At 72.6% G+C, this 14,847-nt stretch carries 11 protein-coding genes and 1 pseudogene; 8 read left to right on the top strand and 4 right to left on the bottom strand.

Annotated features, from left to right (window positions below; genetic code table 11):
- The first annotated feature begins 78 nt into the window (after positions 1–78).
- The 3 genes from ACQEVC_RS44555 (at position 79) to ACQEVC_RS44545 (ending at position 3,513) form a co-directional block, all read left to right on the top strand.
- Positions 79–1,323, top strand: a complete 1,245-nt coding sequence (locus ACQEVC_RS44555) for a sugar ABC transporter substrate-binding protein (protein ID WP_432890595.1) — start codon at positions 79–81, stop codon at positions 1,321–1,323.
- 91 nt (positions 1,324–1,414) lie between these two features.
- Positions 1,415–2,590, top strand: a complete 1,176-nt coding sequence (locus ACQEVC_RS44550; protein WP_432890592.1) for a carbohydrate ABC transporter permease — start codon at positions 1,415–1,417, stop codon at positions 2,588–2,590.
- Between the two features lie 2 nt (positions 2,591–2,592).
- Entirely contained in the window at positions 2,593–3,513 is a 921-nt protein-coding gene (locus ACQEVC_RS44545) for a carbohydrate ABC transporter permease (RefSeq protein WP_432890589.1), read from the top strand.
- Between the two features lie 3 nt (positions 3,514–3,516).
- Here ACQEVC_RS44545 and ACQEVC_RS44540 read toward each other — a convergent pair whose 3' ends face one another.
- A complete protein-coding gene (locus ACQEVC_RS44540; protein WP_432890586.1) occupies positions 3,517–4,119 on the bottom strand; it encodes an N-acetyltransferase family protein in 603 nt (200 codons plus the stop codon).
- Positions 4,120–4,154: 35 nt separating this feature from the next.
- Between ACQEVC_RS44540 and ACQEVC_RS44535 the strand changes: the two genes are divergently transcribed.
- Positions 4,155–5,459, top strand: coding sequence for a glycosyltransferase 87 family protein (locus ACQEVC_RS44535; RefSeq protein WP_432890584.1), 1,305 nt, complete (start codon positions 4,155–4,157; stop codon positions 5,457–5,459).
- A gap of 9 nt (positions 5,460–5,468) precedes the next feature.
- On the opposite strand, the pseudogene ACQEVC_RS44530 reads toward ACQEVC_RS44535, so the two are convergent.
- Positions 5,469–5,909, bottom strand: a pseudogene (locus tag ACQEVC_RS44530) (N-acetyltransferase family protein); the annotation flags it as partial.
- 80 nt (positions 5,910–5,989) lie between these two features.
- Here ACQEVC_RS44530 and ACQEVC_RS44525 point away from each other — a divergent pair.
- Complete coding sequence (locus tag ACQEVC_RS44525) at positions 5,990–7,219, top strand: winged helix-turn-helix domain-containing protein (RefSeq protein WP_432890581.1); 1,230 nt, start codon at positions 5,990–5,992, stop codon at positions 7,217–7,219.
- Between the two features lie 103 nt (positions 7,220–7,322).
- Positions 7,323–7,919: a DUF2752 domain-containing protein gene (locus ACQEVC_RS44520; protein ID WP_432890578.1), complete on the top strand. Its 597-nt coding sequence runs from the start codon at positions 7,323–7,325 to the stop codon at positions 7,917–7,919.
- Positions 7,920–7,986: 67 nt separating this feature from the next.
- On the opposite strand, the gene ACQEVC_RS44515 is transcribed toward ACQEVC_RS44520, so the two are convergent.
- Both ACQEVC_RS44515 and ACQEVC_RS44510 read right to left on the bottom strand, forming a co-directional pair.
- The gene (locus tag ACQEVC_RS44515) at positions 7,987–11,388 is read right to left on the bottom strand and encodes a S8 family serine peptidase (protein WP_432890575.1); all 3,402 of its coding nucleotides are present in this window, start codon (positions 11,386–11,388) and stop codon (positions 7,987–7,989) included.
- 148 nt (positions 11,389–11,536) lie between these two features.
- Positions 11,537–12,436 carry a LysR family transcriptional regulator gene (locus ACQEVC_RS44510; RefSeq protein WP_432890573.1) on the bottom strand — a complete coding sequence of 300 codons (900 nt, stop codon included), beginning with the start codon at positions 12,434–12,436 and terminating at the stop codon, positions 11,537–11,539.
- Between the two features lie 70 nt (positions 12,437–12,506).
- Here ACQEVC_RS44510 and ACQEVC_RS44505 point away from each other — a divergent pair, with 70 nt between their 5' ends.
- Together ACQEVC_RS44505 and ACQEVC_RS44500 are read left to right on the top strand one after the other, a co-directional pair.
- Positions 12,507–13,253, top strand: a complete 747-nt coding sequence (locus ACQEVC_RS44505) for an SDR family NAD(P)-dependent oxidoreductase (protein ID WP_432890566.1) — start codon at positions 12,507–12,509, stop codon at positions 13,251–13,253.
- On the top strand, positions 13,250–14,824 hold the full coding sequence (locus ACQEVC_RS44500) for an MFS transporter (RefSeq protein ID WP_432890564.1): 1,575 nt from the start codon (positions 13,250–13,252) through the stop codon (positions 14,822–14,824). The genes ACQEVC_RS44505 and ACQEVC_RS44500 overlap by 4 nt, the downstream gene beginning before the upstream one ends.
- The last annotated feature ends 23 nt before the right edge of the window (positions 14,825–14,847 follow it).

Raw genomic sequence — 14,847 nt, 5'->3', positions numbered from 1 at the left:
ACGGCCGCCACCGGACAGACCAGAGACCAGGCAGTTTCCGACCACCGTGACACCCCGAAATCCCACCAGGAGAGTGAGATGGCACGACGATTCCTCCGCCGGGCGACCGTGGCGGGCATCGCCGCCACGGCGCTGCTCAGCTCGGCCGCCTGCGGCAGCGGCTTCGACGACGGCGCCGAGACCAGCCAGAGCAGCGGACCGGCCGCGTTGCAGATCCTGATCGGCTCCTCCGGCGAGGCCGAGACCACGGCGGTGCAGCAGGCCGCCGCGAGCTGGGCCAGCGCCTCCGGAAACACCGCGACGGTCACCCCGGCGCAGGACCTCGTCCAGCAGCTCGGCCAGGCACTCGCCGGGGACACCCCACCGGACGTCTTCTACGTCGACGCCGGCCGGTTCGCCGACTACGCCAGCGTGGGCGCGCTCGAACCGTACGGGGACAAGCTCGCCGACGCCGGGGACTTCTATCCGAGCCTGCGTACCGCGTTCACCCGGGACGGCAAGCTCTACTGCGCCCCCAAGGACTTCTCCACGCTCGCCCTCCAGGTCAACACCGAGCTGTGGGCCAAGGCCGGACTGACCGACGCGGACATCCCGACCACCTGGGACCAGTTCACCGCGACCGCCCGCAAGCTCAAGGCGAAGGGCGTCACCCCGCTGGTCGTCGGCGACACCCGGGACCGGATCGGCGCCTTCCTGAAGCAGAACGGCGGCTGGATCACCAGCCCGGACGGCAAGCAGGCCACTGCCGACACCCCGGAGAACCTGCAAGCCCTCCAGTACGTCAAGAGCCTGCTCACCGAGGGCCTGGCCCGCTATCCGAAGCAGCTCGACGCGGGCTGGGCCGGCGAGGCGTTCGGTAAGGGCTCGGCGGCGATGACGATCGAGGGCAACTGGATCAAGGGCGCGCTGCAGAACGACTTCCCGAACGTGAAGTACACCGTGCACCCGCTGCCGGCCGGGCCGAAGGGCCAGGCCACGCTCTCCTTCACCAACTGCTGGGGGATCGCGGCGAAGAGCAAGTACAAGGAGCAGGCGGTCACGTTCGTCGAGGCGATGATCACGGTGGAGCAGCAGGTGAGCTTCGCCAAGGCGTTCGGCGTGATGCCGTCCCGGCAGGCCGCCCGGGACCAGTACACCCAGGCGTTCCCGGCCGACAAGGCGTTCATCGACGGCGCCGGGTACGCACAGGGCCCGGTGAACGCGCCGAAGATGGACAGCGTGCTGGCCGACTTCGACACCGGCCTGCAGGGGCTGGACCGGGGCGACCCGAAGGCGCTGCTGGAGCGCGTACAGAAGAACACCCAGGCCGCGCTCGGCGGCTGAGCCGGACCGCTGGCCCCGGCCCCGGTCTCCCCCGTACCGGACCGGGGCCAGCCCCCCGCCGCCCCGTTCGTACCGAACCCGAGGAAGGACCATGGCGACCGACGTACTGGCCGGACCGGATGACACGCGGCCGGCCGCGCCCGCCCCGCCGGCACCCCGGCGTACCCGACGGCGGGGCGGGATCCGCAGCGGCGACGCGCCCGCCGGCTGGCTCTTCGTCACGCCGGTGGTGGTGATCCTCGGGCTGTTCATGCTGCTGCCGATCCTGATGGCGCTCTGGGTGAGCCTGACCGACTGGAACGGCCAGGGCAGCCCGTTCACCTCCCGGGTGCCGCTGGTCGGGCTGGACAACTACACCGAGCTGTTCACCCGGGACGGGCTGGCCCGGCAGAACTTCATGACCTCGATCCGGAACAACCTCTACTACGTCGGGATCGTGGTGCCGGCGCAGACCGCGCTGGCGCTCTTCCTCGCGCTGGTGGTGAACAACCGGATGCTGCGCGGGCGGGGATTCTTCCGGGCCGCGTTCTATTTCCCGTCGGTCACCAGCTCGGTGGCGATCAGCGTGGTCTTCCTCTTCATCTTCGCCAACTCCGGAGCGGTCAACCGACTGCTGGCGCTCTTCGGCATCGACGGGCCGCAGTGGTTCGCGGACAGCCGGGGCGTGCTGCACCTCCTGCTCGGCGCGGTCGGCGTGGACGAGCCACCGGCGGCGCTGACCTCGGGCGGACCCTTCGGGCTGCCCTGGTGGGAGTGGCTCGCCGGGCCGAGCGTGGCGATGTGTTCGATCATCCTGCTGGTCGTCTGGACCACCTCCGGCACCTTCATGCTGATGTTCCTGACCGCGTTGCAGCAGGTGCCGGAGACGCTGGAGGAGGCCGGCAAGCTGGACGGGGCGACCCGCTGGCAGCGGCTGCGTTTCATCACCCTGCCGTCGCTGCGGCCGACCATGTTCCTGGTGCTGGCGCTGGGCGTGATCGGTAGCTGGCAGGTCTTCGACCAGATCTACGTGATGAGCCAGGGCGATCCGGCGAAGACCACGCTGACCCCGGCGTACCTCTCCTACCGGACCGCGTTCCGGGACTTCGAGTACGGCTCCGGGGCGGCGATCTCGTTCCTGCTCTTCCTGATCATCATCCTGCTCACCCTCGGCCAGCGCTGGCTGCTGCGGGAACGCGACTCCGGCCGACGATCCCGCCGCCGCGTCCGCCGGGATGCGGCCGGGGCCGGACGTTCGGGTACCGCCGAGACCGGACGGAGGTCCTGACGATGGCCGTACTCACCCAGCCCGGCTCGGGGCCGACGATCCGCCCGCCCCGGGACGGCGACCCGCGCCCGGCGAACCGGAGCCGCCGGCCGGGCGGTCACCCGGCGGCCGCCTTCGCCGGGTACGCCGTCCTGGTCTTCTTCGCGCTGGTCTTCCTCTATCCGTTCGTCATCCAGCTCGGCAACGCCTTCAAGACCGAGCCGGACGCGGCGGCGAACCCGCTCTCCCCGGTGCCGTCGGTGCTGGACCTGAGCAGCGTGCAGCGGATCTTCGAGGGGACCGACTTCCCGCTCTGGCTCGGCAACTCCACCCTGGTCACCGTCGTCGTCACGCTCGGCCGGGTCTTCTTCGCCTCGCTGGCCGGTTACGCCCTGGCCCGGCTGCGGTTCACCGGCCGGCGCGCCGTCTTCGCCGTGGTGGTGGCGATGATGGCGGTACCTCCGGTGGTGCTGCTGATCCCGAAGTTCCTGGTGCTCAACCAGCTCGGCCTCTACAACAGCTACTCGGCGCTGATCGTGCCGCTGCTGGTCGACGCGACCGGGGTCTTCGTGATGAAACAGTTCTTCGAGTCGATCCCGGTCAGCGTCGAGGAGGCTGCCCGGATCGACGGGGTCGGGGCGTTCCGGATGTTCTGGTCGGTGGTGCTGCCGATGGCCCGGCCGGCGCTGATCACCGTGACGATCATGTCCTTCCAGGGCTCCTGGAACGAGCTGCCGCACACCCTGGTCGCGGTGCAGGATCCCGGCCTGTTCACCCTGCCGCGCGGACTGGCCGACCTGGTCAGCGGTTCGCTCGGCGAGGGCAACCAGTACCCGCTCAAGCTCGGGGCGGCGCTGCTGGCCACCGTACCGGTGGCGATCATCTTCGTGGTCTTCCAGCGCTACTTCGTGCGCGGCGCCAACGAGGGGGCCGAGAAGGGCTGAGGCTCAACCCTGCGCGGGCTCGGCGGCGGCGCCCGGCTCGGGTTCGGCGGCGAGCGAGACGTGCAGCCGGAGCTGCGGCACCAGCAGGTCGTCGACGTCCAGCGCCCGGGCCGCCCCGTCCGGCTCCCAGCCAGCGCCGCCGAGGAACTTCCGGGTCGCGGCGTCACCCTCGAAGGCCCAGGCCACCGCCGTGTCGAAGCCGTCGGTACGCCACAGGTCGACGCTGGCGGCAAGTAGCCGGCTGCCGTGCCCGCGCCGGCCCCACCTCGGCTCGACCAGCAGGTCCGTCACGGCGACGACGCCCGGGCCGAGCGCCTCGGCCGGTTCCTCCGGGGCCAGCGCCTGCTCGTCGGGGGGCCCGGATGCGGCAAATCCCACCAGATACGATTGTTCGGCCTGCTCGACGGCGACCAGGACGCGGTGCCGTTCGGAGGGGGGCGCCTCGACCGCCGCACTCCACCGGCGACCGAGCCATTCCTCGTCCAGGTTGTCGAGCACGTGCTTGGGCAGCATCCTCCGATAGGCGACCCGCCAGGTCGCGAGCTGGATGCGTGCGATCTCGCCGGCGTCTGACGGACGCGCCGGGCGGACGTACCCGAGAGCCATGAGTGGGAAGCCTACGCAGGGCAAGGGGGGCGGTAATGGCGCAGGGTGCCGGTTGGCGTACCCGGTACCAGGTGCTATTCGTGATCGCGTTGGCGGTGCTGGTCGCCGGGTTCCTCTCGGTGGCGGCGGCCCGGCACGGCTTCTTCGACCTCCGGGTCTACTACGGGGCGCTGCACCACTGGGTACGCGCCGACGGCGAGATCTACGACTGGCTCAAGCCGGACAGCAAGTACGGCTTCACCTATCCGCCGTTCGCGGCACTGGTGATGCTGCCGCTGGCGTACCTGAGCTGGCCGGCGGCCATGGTGATCAGCGTCACCCTGACCGTACTGGCCAGCGCGCTGCTGATCTGGTGGCTGGTCGACCCGATCGCCCGCCGGACGGGCTGGACCCGGTGGTTCACCCTGGCCGTCGCGCTCTGCCTGGCGGCGGCTTTCGAGCCGATGCGCGAGACGGTCAACTTCGGCCAGGTCAACATGCTGCTGCTGTTCCTGGTCGGTGCCGACCTGCTCTGGCTGGTCGCCCCGGTGACCCCGTTCGGGCGCCGGCTGCCGCAGCGCTACCGCCGCTTCGCCGGGGTGGGTGTCGGGCTGGCCACGGCGATCAAGCTGACCCCCGGCATCTTCATCGTCTATCTGCTGGTCACCGGGCGCTGGCGGGCGGCGCTGGTGGCCAGCGGCACCGCGGCTGCGGTCACCCTGCTCGCCGCCGGGGTGGCCCCGGACGCGTCCCGGGAGTTCTGGACCAGCGCGCTGTGGGACACCGACCGGGTCGGGTCGCTGTCGTTCATCTCGAACCAGTCGTGGCAGGGCGTGGTCGCCCGGCTCGACCCGGACCATCCGAACACGCTGCTCTGGCTGGTGCTGGTGGCGGCGACGGTGGGGGTCTGGATCTGGCGGGCCCGGGCTGCGGCGGGGGTCGGCGACGAGGCGACCGGGCTGGCGCTGACCGGTGTGGTGCAGAGCCTGGTCAGCCCGGTCACCTGGGTGCACCACCTGGTCTGGCTGATCCCCGCGTTGATCCTGCTGGTCGACAACGCGTACGCCGCCCCGGCCGGCAGCGGGCGGCGGCGCTGGCTGCTGCGGTTCGCGGTCTTCGGGTACCTGGTGCTGATCAGTCGGCTGGTCTGGATCTGGGAACGCCGCTTCGACGGCCTGCTCGGTTTCCTGGGCAGCAACGCCTATGTCTGGATCAGCGTCGCGCTGCTGTTCGTGCTACCGGTGCGGGGGCCCAGCCAGCTCGCCGAGACGGGCGGCGTAGCGGAGTTCGACCAGCCCAAGCGGCGGCCGTCCCCCCGACCGTTGCAGTTCGTAGGTCGACCGCTCACCATCCGCGACTAATCCGGCCCGTTCGTAGAACCGGCGGGCCCGCCGGTTGTCGGCGAGTACCCAGAGCCGCAGCTCGGTCCAGCCGAGTGCGGTCAGCTCGGCGACCGAGGCGGCCAGCAGTCGCCGGCCCACCCCGGCGCCCCAGTGCCCGGGCCGGACGTGCAGGCCGAGGATCTCGGCGTACCGGTGGTCGAGGCGGTCCGGGTCCTGGTCGATCCGGTACGGCCCGACGGTGCAGAAGCCGAGGACCGCCTCGTCGTCATTGCGGGCCACCAGGGTTCGGAACGGGTGGTCGGGCTCGGCGGTGCCGAGATCGCGGCGGCGCTGCGCCCAGGCGGCGACGTTCAGCCGGGCCAGCACCTCGGCCGGCATGATTTCGGCGTACCCCGTCTGCCAACTCCGGACGTGCACCTCGGCGATGGCCAGGGCGTCGTCGGGGGCCTCGGGGCTGACAGCTAACATCAGGACGGTTTTATCCCGTTTTGCAGGTCAGGTCCAGGTCCGCCGTGTCGTGTCGGACCCGTCGACTAGGGTCCGGGGCGATGGCCGTACCTGAATCGTTGTCGCTGCCGCAGGCCCGGCGGATCGCGCTGGCCGCCCAGGGCTTCGCCGATCCCGCACCCGGAGCCGTGCCGACCCGTCGCCACCTGCGCCGGGTGCTCGACCGGCTCGGCCTGCTCCAGATGGACTCGGTCAACGTCCTGCAACGGGCGCACTACCTGCCGCTCTACAGCCGGCTCGGGCCCTATCCGGCCGAGCTGCTCGACCGGGCCGCCTACCGGCGTCCCCGGGACGTCTTCGAATACTGGGGGCACGAGGCGTCGCTGGTCCGGGTCGACCTGCAACCGGCGCTGCGCTGGCGGATGGCCGCCGCGCACACCGACGCCTGGGGCGGGATGCGCCGGATCGCCGTCGAGCAGCCGGAACTGGTCGCCCGGGTCCTCGACGAGGTACGCGCCAGCGGCCCGATGACCGCCGCCGAGATCGAGCACGACGCGCCCCGGCAGACCGGCAACTGGGGCTGGAACTGGTCGGCGGTGAAGCGCGCCTGTGAATTCCTCTTCTGGGCCGGCGAGCTGACCGCCGCCGCCCGGAACAGCTCCTTCGCCCGGGTCTACGACGTACCGGAACGGGTGCTGCCGCCGGAGGTGCTGGCCGCGCCAACCCCGGAGCCGGCCGAGGCGTACCGCGAGCTGGTCGAGATCGCCGCCCGGGCGCTCGGGGTGGCGGCCGAGCCGGAACTGCGGGACTACTTCCGGCTGCCGGTCGCCGCCGCCCGCACCGCCGTCGCCGAACTGGTCGAGGCGGGCGTGCTGCGGCCGGTCACGGTGCAGGGCTGGCGACTGCCCGGCTATCTGCACCGGGACGCCCGCCTGCCCCGGTGGATCCGGGCCAGCACCCTGGTCAGCCCCTTCGACCCGCTGATCTGGGAACGGTCCCGCACCGAGCGCCTCTTCGGGTTCAGCTACCGGATCGAGATCTACGTACCGGCACCCCAGCGGGTGTACGGCTACTACGTCCTGCCGTTCCTGCTCGGCGACCGGTTCGTCGCCCGGGTCGACCTGAAGGCCGACCGCAAGGCGGGGACGCTGCTGGTGCCGGCGGCCTGGGCCGAGCCCGGCACCGATCCGGTCGAGACCGCCCGGGCCCTCGCCGCCGAGCTGCACCGGCTGGCCGGCTGGCTCGGCCTGGGCGCGGTGGCGGCCCCGGTCGGCGGAGACCTCGCCGGGCCGCTCGCCGCCGCCCTCGCCAGCATGCTCGCGGTACGGTGAGACGAGCCGGCCGGCGTCCGCCGGGCCGGCGGGCGGCGCGTCGTGAGCGGTGGCGAGCGATGCCGACGCCGTGGCGGACGCGATCGGCGACGGGTAGGACGGTATGACGAGCGTTGACGAGACCCGGTCCGGCGAAGCCGGGACGTCGCCGGCCGGCGACCCGACTCCGCCGGGCGGGGACGTGGGGACCTATCCGGCTGCGGGCCCGGCGGTCTACCCGGGCTATCCGGTGCCCCCCTACCAGGCTCCCGAGCCCGACCGGCTCACCCGGATCGTCAACCGGATCCAGGCGCGGGCGCCCCGCTGGCTCGCCCCGGTGGCGGCGCTCGGCTGCATGGCCGGCGCGGTCGGCTACACCCTCTTCGCCGATCCGACCCGCAGCGCACCCGATGCGGCGCCGTCCTGCATCCTCAAACTCACCACCGGGCTGGACTGCCCGGGCTGCGGCGGGACCCGTGCGTTCTGGTACGTCCTGCACGGAGACCTGCCGGCGGCGGCCCGGCACCACCTGCTCTTCGTCTTCGCCCTGCCGTTCCTGCTCTACCTCTACGTCGCCTGGGCCGGTCGGCAGATCTTCGGCTGGAAGCTGCCGCAGTTGGAGATCACTCCGAAGACGATCGGGATCTTCCTCGCCGCCTGGGGGGTCTTCTCGGTGCTGCGCAACCTGCCCTGGGCGCCCTTCGACGCCTTCTACGTCTAGTCGCCTTCTACGTCTAGTCGACGGCTGCGGTGACCGGCAGGATCCGGTCACCGCAGCCGTACGCCCATTAGCCGATCTTGTACGCCCGGATCACCGTCTGGGTGACCGTGTTCCCGGCGGTGTCGGTGGCGCTGGCCCGCAGCGAGACGTACCCCGGCTCGGCCGGATGCCGCAGCACCGCCTGCCCGGCCGTCACCTCCGCCGGAGCCCAGTTCACCCCGTCGTCGTACGACACCTCGACGGTCAGGTTCTCGTTGGCGCCGGCTCCCGACTCGGGCTGCGCCGTCACGGTCACCGGGATGGTTCCGGTCTGCCCGGCCGGGGTGCTGTTGTCGTTGTCCACCCGGGGCGAGAAGCGCACCGTGGAGATCGGCAGCCGGACCGGCGACTCCCCGTCGACGTGCCCGGAGCGGAAGGTCCAGGTCACGCTGACCCGGGTGGAGAGCGTCGCCGGCCCGCCCCGCTCCGCCGTCATCGTCAGCCGGTAGTCCCCGGTCTCGGGTGGCAGTTCGATCGTCCCGTTCAGACCGTCGAGTTCGGCCAGTACCTTGCCGTCGCGCTCCAGGGTGATCCGGCCGGTGGCGATCGAGGAGAAGCCGGCCCGGCCGACGCCGTCACCGTAGAGCGGGGCCTGGACGGTGAGGGTGTCGCCGAGCCGGGTCACCCACTGGTGCTCGTACGGCGGTGCCGCCACCGTCGGCCCGAACACCCCGCGACTCCACTGCTCCTGGTACGACTGCCCGGCCCGGTAGGTCGTCGGCGGCGCCACCAGGCTGGTCAGGTACGCCTGCTCCGCACCGGAGCCGGTCGTCTCGTCGACCGAACGGAACCACTGCGCCCGGCCGTCGGTGTTGTAGTACTCGATCCGGGTCGACGGCAGCGGGAAGGTCATCGCGTGCGCGAACCCGCCCATCACCGACTCCGGCAGCACCGCCCAGGCCAGTTTCCGGCCGCTGCTGCCGGAGGACTCGTGACCGTGGTCGGCCCGGACCGTGGCCAGGTCGGCGGCCGTCACCTGTCGGGTGAAGCCGTTGCCCATCCGCCCCTCGTCGAGCCAGCACAGCAGGTACGCGTACGAGTTGTCCGCCGCGTCGGCCGGGGCGAACGTGGCGGTGGTCCGGGAGACGAACCCGGCGGCCGCCTGGTCCGGGCCGACCCGACCGGTACGCAGCCGCTCGAAGGTTCCGCCGAGGGTGCCGACCTCGGCGGTGCGTCCGGCGGCCAGCACGCTGGTGGCCAGTTCGGCGAAGACCTGCCGGGCGCCGCTGTTCGGCACGGTCACCTCCAGCGGTCGACCGAGCCGGGCGTCGAGGACGACGCTCCGGTCGCCGCTGACCTCCAGCTCGGGCTGGGCGAGGATGCTGGTCAGATAGATGCCGTCCAGCGGGCTGGTTATCGCGGTGAGTGCCGCGTAGCGCCCCTTCGGCACCCGGAGGGTCGCCGTGCCGTCCTCGGTGACCGGCATCGAGATCGATCCGGCGCTGTCCAGCCCGGCCAGCATGGTCAGATAACCGTTGGTCGGCTCGCCGGCCTGGCCGAGGTGCGAGACCTTGACGTCGTAGCTCTCCACCTCGCGGTCGACCGCCAGCGGGGTGGGCACACTCCCGCCACCGCTCACGGTCGCGGTGAGGTGGCCGGTGAGCTGCCCCAGCGGGCCGCCGCTGCCGGCCGTGTCGGCGGTGACGGTCGCCTCGGCGGTGCCGCCGGCCGGCACGGTGACGCTGCTCGGCGTGACCGCGAACATCCCGGTCGGCACGGCGGTGCCGTCCGGCGCGACCGCCCGTACCCCGAGTTGCAGCGTGACCGCCGCGGTGCCCGCGTTGTGGTAGCTGACCGTACGCCGAACCGGGGTGTCGTCGTCGTGCGGCCATGCCTGCCGGCCGAAGCTCAGGCTCGGCGGGTCGGCGGTGACCCGCTGGTCGAGCGCCCGGGCGACGTCCAGCCGGCCGGCCCCCTGGGCGAAGACGCTGAGTTCGGGGTTGGGCCGGGCGGCGGCCATCAGCGCGGCCTTCAGGTTGCCCGCCGGCAGGTCCGGCTGGCGCTGCGCCAGGATGGCGGCGGCCCCGGCGACGTGCGGGGCGGCCATCGAGGTGCCGGACATGCTGATCCCGCCGCCCTCGGGCACGTCCGGCCCGGTGTCGATGCTCCGGGCGGCGACGATGTCCAGGCCGGGTGCGGTCAGATCGGGCTTGATGGCGCCGTCGCCGAGCCGCGGGCCCTGGCTGGAGAAGCCGGCCAGCCCGTCGGACTTGCTGACCGCGCCGACCGCCAGCGCGGCGTCGGCGGTGGCCGGCGAGCCGATGGTACTGGTACCCGGAATGTTGCCGGCCGCGACCACGAAGAGGGTGTCGTGCGCCTCGGTCAACTCCCCGAGGGCCTGCTCGATCGGGTCCACCACCGGGCTGTCCAGGCCGGTCAGGCTCATGTTGACCACCTGGGCGCCCGACTCGGCCGCCCACTGCATGCCGGCGATGATCGCCGACTCGGCGCAGCCGCCGGCCGCGCAGACCTTGCCGTCCAGCAGTCGGGTGCCGGGGGCGACGCCGGTGAACCGGGCCGCACCGGTACCGGCCACGGTGGAGGCGACGTGTGTGCCGTGTCCGGCGGTGTCCCGGTCGCCCTCGGCGCCGTCGGTGAAGTTGCGCTGCCCGGTCACCTGTCCGGCGAGGTCCGGGTGGGTTTCGTCGATGCCGGTGTCCAGCACCCCGACGGTCACTCCGGTGCCGTCGAAGCCGGCGGCCCAGGCGGCCGGCGCGCCGACCTGCGGGACACTCTCTGCCAGTGCGGGCCGGCGCAGGCCGTCGAGCCAGACGGTGCGGACGGTCGCGGCCATGGTGCGCCGGGTCGGCTCCGGCCCGGTCAGGTCGGTCCAGAAGCGGGGCAGCCCGGCCCGGTCCACCGCGACGGCCTGCCCGGCGACCGGGGGCAGGTCGCGGACCAGTCGCGCACCGGCACCGACCAGCGCACGCTGTCCCTGCACCCGGGCGTCGGCACCGGCGTACGTCACCAGCAGCGGCAGGTCTCCCCGGCGGTCGTAGCCGAACTCCAGCAGGGCGGTGACGTCGAAGAGCCGCTCGTCCAGCCGCCCGCTGCGGACCAGGGCGAGGGCGTCGGTCGGGATGACGTGCAGCCGGTCGGCGACTCTCCGGGTCAGGAACTCGATGTCGGTCCGGCCGGGTCCCGGCTCGACGCTCGCCTTGAGCTCGCTGGTGACGGTGACCCGGTCACCGGTGACCAGGCTGACGGTCCGGGCACCGGTACCCGCCGTCGGGTCGGGCCCGGGTGTGCCGGGCGGAGTCGACGATTCGGCCGGTACCGCGTATCCGGCGAGGCCCGGCGGTCCCGCCATCGCGGCCGTGCCTGCCGGCGGTCCCGGTACCGCGAACGCGAGCAGCAGGGCGAGACCCGTTACTCCCCACGTAAGCCTTCTAACTGGATTCATGGTGTGCCTCCCCTGGATACCGGTCATACCGGCACTCCTGCGCATTGACCGAAACACATCGCCGGAGAGGCGGCAACATAGACGTCCATAGATTGGGATGATCGCCGGCCGGAAAACGCCGTCCAGAGTGGACCGGATGCCCTCGAGCGGTCGGTCGGGCAGGTGAGGCGGGCGGTCAGTCGGCGCCGAGTGCCGCGCGGAACCGGCGCAGTACCGGGGACGGGTCGTCGGCCCGCCAGGCGACCCCGGAGCTGACCCGCGGCACCGGCTGGCGGACCGGCAGATAGGCGATCCCGTCGCCACGCAGCAGTCGGGCGGACTCCTGCACCAGGGTGACGCCGACGCCGGCGGCCACCAGGGTCAACTGGGTGCCGACGCTACCCGCCTCGTGCACGACTCCGGGCGTGAAGCCGGCCTGCCGGCAGACCTCCAGCACCAGGTCGTACCAGTGTGGACAGAGATCGCGAGCCAGCAGGGCAAAGGACTCCGGGGCCAGGTCGGCCAGGTCGATCTCCGGCTTGCCGGCCAGCCGGTGGTCGGCCGGAACTGCCGCCAGGAACGCCTCCTGGGAGAGCTGCCGCAGCGCGATGTCGTCGCCCAGCCAGGTGCGGTCGAACTCGCCGAGGGTGACCACGAAGGCGACATCGACGGAGTCGTCGCGCAGCGGCTCGGCGATCGCGCCGATCGGCAGCTCCGCGAGGCTCAGGTCGACCTCGGGCGCGTCCCGCTGGAACCCGCCGAGGATCTCCAGGAAACGCTGGGACGAGGCGGCGGGGGTGTAGCCGATCCTCAGCCGGCCCAACTCGCCGCGCTGGGCGCGTTCGGCCACCGTCTGCGCCACCCGGGCCTGGTGCAGCGTCCGGCGGGCCTCGATCAGGAAGAGCCGCCCGGCCTCACTCAGCGCCGTCCGGCGGCGCTGCCGGACCAGCAGGTCCGCTCCGAGCGCGGCCTCCAGCCGGAGAATCTGCTGGGAGAGCGCGGGCTGCGCGACGTGCAGCCGCGCGGCGGCCCGGCCGAAGTGCAGCTCCTCGGCCACCGCGACGAACGCCTCCAACTGGCGCAGCTCGAAGTTCATGCACTGAGGTTATCAACTCATGCGGACTGAGTCTTTGACCGCGATGAAGTGCCGCTCCTAGCGTCGAGGCATGAGTGATCGCGAACTGAGCGGCAAGGTGGCGCTGGTGACCGGCGGCACCGGCGGGATCGGCGCGGCCATCGCCCGGGTACTCGGCGGAGCGGGTGCGGCGGTGACGGTGGTAGGCCGCCGCACCGACCTGGGTGCGGCGGTGGCGGCGGAACTGGACGGCGGGCTCTTCGTACCGGCCGACCTGAGCCGGCGGCAGAGCCACGACGAGGTGCTCCGGGCCACCGTCGACCGGTTCGGCGGGCTGGACATCCTGGTGAACAACGCCGCCGCGTTCACGGCGGGGCCGACCCACGAGAGCACCGAGGAGGAGTTCGACCGGGTCGTCGGGCTCAACTACAAGGCGACGTACTTCCTGACCCAGGCCGCGTTGCCGCACCTGCTGCGTTCCGGCGGCGGCCGGATCGTCAACATCAGTTCCATCGGTACGACGAAGAGCTGGGCCGGCTCCTCGATCTACAACTCCTCGAAGGCGGCCCTGGACAACCTCACCCGCACCTGGGCGATCGAGTACGGCCCGCAGGGTCTCCGGGTCAACGGCGTCAACCCCGGCATCGTGCGGGACGGGCCGATGTCGTTCCCGGTGCAGGCGGCGGTGGACGTCGAGGCGCACATCCTGCCGACGATCCCGGCCCGGCGGCTCGGCACCGCGGCCGACGTGGCGGCGGCGACGCTGTTCCTGGCCGGCCCGGGCGCCGACTATCTCAACGGGGTGACCATCGCGCTCGACGGCGGACTGACGGCATGACCACCGGCAGCGGTGTGCCGGCAGGGGGCGGTGTGCCGGCAGGGGGCGGTGTGCCGGCAGGCGGTTCGGCGCGGCACGGGGGCGCGCTCGCACTGCTCTGCGGGGTGCAGTTCATGGTCGTTCTGGACAGCACCGTCACCACGGTCGCACTCGACTCGATCCGGCTCGACCTGGCGCTGCCGGAGAGCACCCTCCAGTACGTCGTCTCGCTCTACGCGGTCACCTTCGGCGGGCTGCTCGTCCTCGCCGGTCGTACCGGTGACCTGCTCGGCCGGCGGCGGGTCTTCGTCGCCGGCACCGGCCTGTTCGGACTGGCCTCGCTGGCCTGCGGCCTGGCCGGCTCGGCGGCGCTGCTGCTGGGGGCGCGGGCGGTGCAGGGCGTCGGGGCGGCACTGGTCTCCGCGACCGGGTTCGCGCTGCTGCTAGGGCTGTTTCCGGACGGCCCTGCCCGGAACCGGGCGCTCGGGGTCTGGAGCGCCCTCGGCGCGTCCGGCGCCGCCGTCGGGCTGGTCCTCGGCGGCGTACTGACCGAACTCGCCGGTTGGCAACTGGTCTTCCTGGTCAACGTCCCGTTCTGCGTCCTGGCGCCACTGCTCACCGGCCGGCTGTTGCCCGACGACCGCCCGAGTTCGCACCGTCACCCGGATCCGGGAACTGCCCGTTCGTCGCAGGGACGGCGGGGGACCGGCGGGGGCCAGCCGGCCGGGCTCGACCTGCCCGGAGCCGTCGCGGCGACCGCCGGGCTGGGACTGCTGATCCACGGCGTGACGCTCGGTCAGCGCACCGGCTTCGACACACCCGGCACGCTGGGTACCCTGGCCGGCGCGATGGCGCTGCTCAGCGCTTTTCCGCTGCTCGAACGCCGGGCCGCCGCGCCGCTGGTGCCACTGCGGTTCCTCGCGGCCGGTCCGGTCGGCGCCGCGAACGTGGCGATCCTCTGCCTGATGGCGGTGGTCGGCAGCCAGGGGTTCTTCCTGGTGCTCTATCTGCAACGGATACTCGAGCACGATCCGGTCCGGACCGGGCTGGCGATGGCTCCAGCAGCCGTGGCGGCGCTGGTCGGCAGCTCCCGGGCGGCCCGGCTGGCCGAGCGGTGGCCGGCCCGGGTACTGGTGGCCGGTGGGCTCGGGCTGGTGGCGGTCGGGCAGGTGTCGCTGTCCCGGATCCCGGTCGACGGCTCCTACCTCCGGCACCTGTTTCCCGGCCTGGTCCTCTTCGGACTGGGGCTGGGCTGCGCGTTCGTCGCGGCGACGGTGCTGGCCACCACCGGTGTGCCGGCGGGCGACCGGGGGCTCGTCGCCGGGTTGGTCAACACCGCACAGCAGGTGGGGCTCGCGGTCGGGGTGGCCGCGCTGGTCGCCGTCTCCGTCGCGGTGACCGCCGGCCGGCCGGCACCGGGGAGCGCCCCGGCGCTGGTGGCGGGTTACCGCCGTGGTCTGCTGCTCGGCGCGTTCGTCGCGATCGTGGGTGCCGTGGCGGCGTTCGCCGGCAGCCGGCCCCGGTCAGCCGCGTCCGGCAGTGGGCGCCCTCCCACCGCGGTCCCGGCTGACGGTGGTTCCGGCCGCCGCTGAACCGGCTGCCAGTGCCAGTGCCG

The organism is Plantactinospora sp. CA-294935 (assembly GCF_050936445.1).
Taxonomy (GTDB): Bacteria; Actinomycetota; Actinomycetes; order Mycobacteriales; family Micromonosporaceae; genus Plantactinospora.
This window is presented reverse-complemented; position numbering and strand designations above follow the sequence as displayed.

Coding starts and splice junctions, on each gene's coding strand:
- ACQEVC_RS44505 (WP_432890566.1), top strand. CDS start 12,507: ATGAGTGATCGCGAACTGAGCGGCAAGGTGGCGCTGGTGACCGGCGGC.
- ACQEVC_RS44535 (WP_432890584.1), top strand. CDS start 4,155: ATGGCGCAGGGTGCCGGTTGGCGTACCCGGTACCAGGTGCTATTCGTG.
- ACQEVC_RS44515 (WP_432890575.1), bottom strand. CDS start 11,388: ATGACCGGTATCCAGGGGAGGCACACCATGAATCCAGTTAGAAGGCTT.
- ACQEVC_RS44525 (WP_432890581.1), top strand. CDS start 5,990: ATGGCCGTACCTGAATCGTTGTCGCTGCCGCAGGCCCGGCGGATCGCG.
- ACQEVC_RS44545 (WP_432890589.1), top strand. CDS start 2,593: ATGGCCGTACTCACCCAGCCCGGCTCGGGGCCGACGATCCGCCCGCCC.
- ACQEVC_RS44550 (WP_432890592.1), top strand. CDS start 1,415: ATGGCGACCGACGTACTGGCCGGACCGGATGACACGCGGCCGGCCGCG.
- ACQEVC_RS44510 (WP_432890573.1), bottom strand. CDS start 12,436: ATGAACTTCGAGCTGCGCCAGTTGGAGGCGTTCGTCGCGGTGGCCGAG.
- ACQEVC_RS44540 (WP_432890586.1), bottom strand. CDS start 4,119: ATGGCTCTCGGGTACGTCCGCCCGGCGCGTCCGTCAGACGCCGGCGAG.
- ACQEVC_RS44520 (WP_432890578.1), top strand. CDS start 7,323: ATGACGAGCGTTGACGAGACCCGGTCCGGCGAAGCCGGGACGTCGCCG.
- ACQEVC_RS44500 (WP_432890564.1), top strand. CDS start 13,250: ATGACCACCGGCAGCGGTGTGCCGGCAGGGGGCGGTGTGCCGGCAGGG.
- ACQEVC_RS44555 (WP_432890595.1), top strand. CDS start 79: ATGGCACGACGATTCCTCCGCCGGGCGACCGTGGCGGGCATCGCCGCC.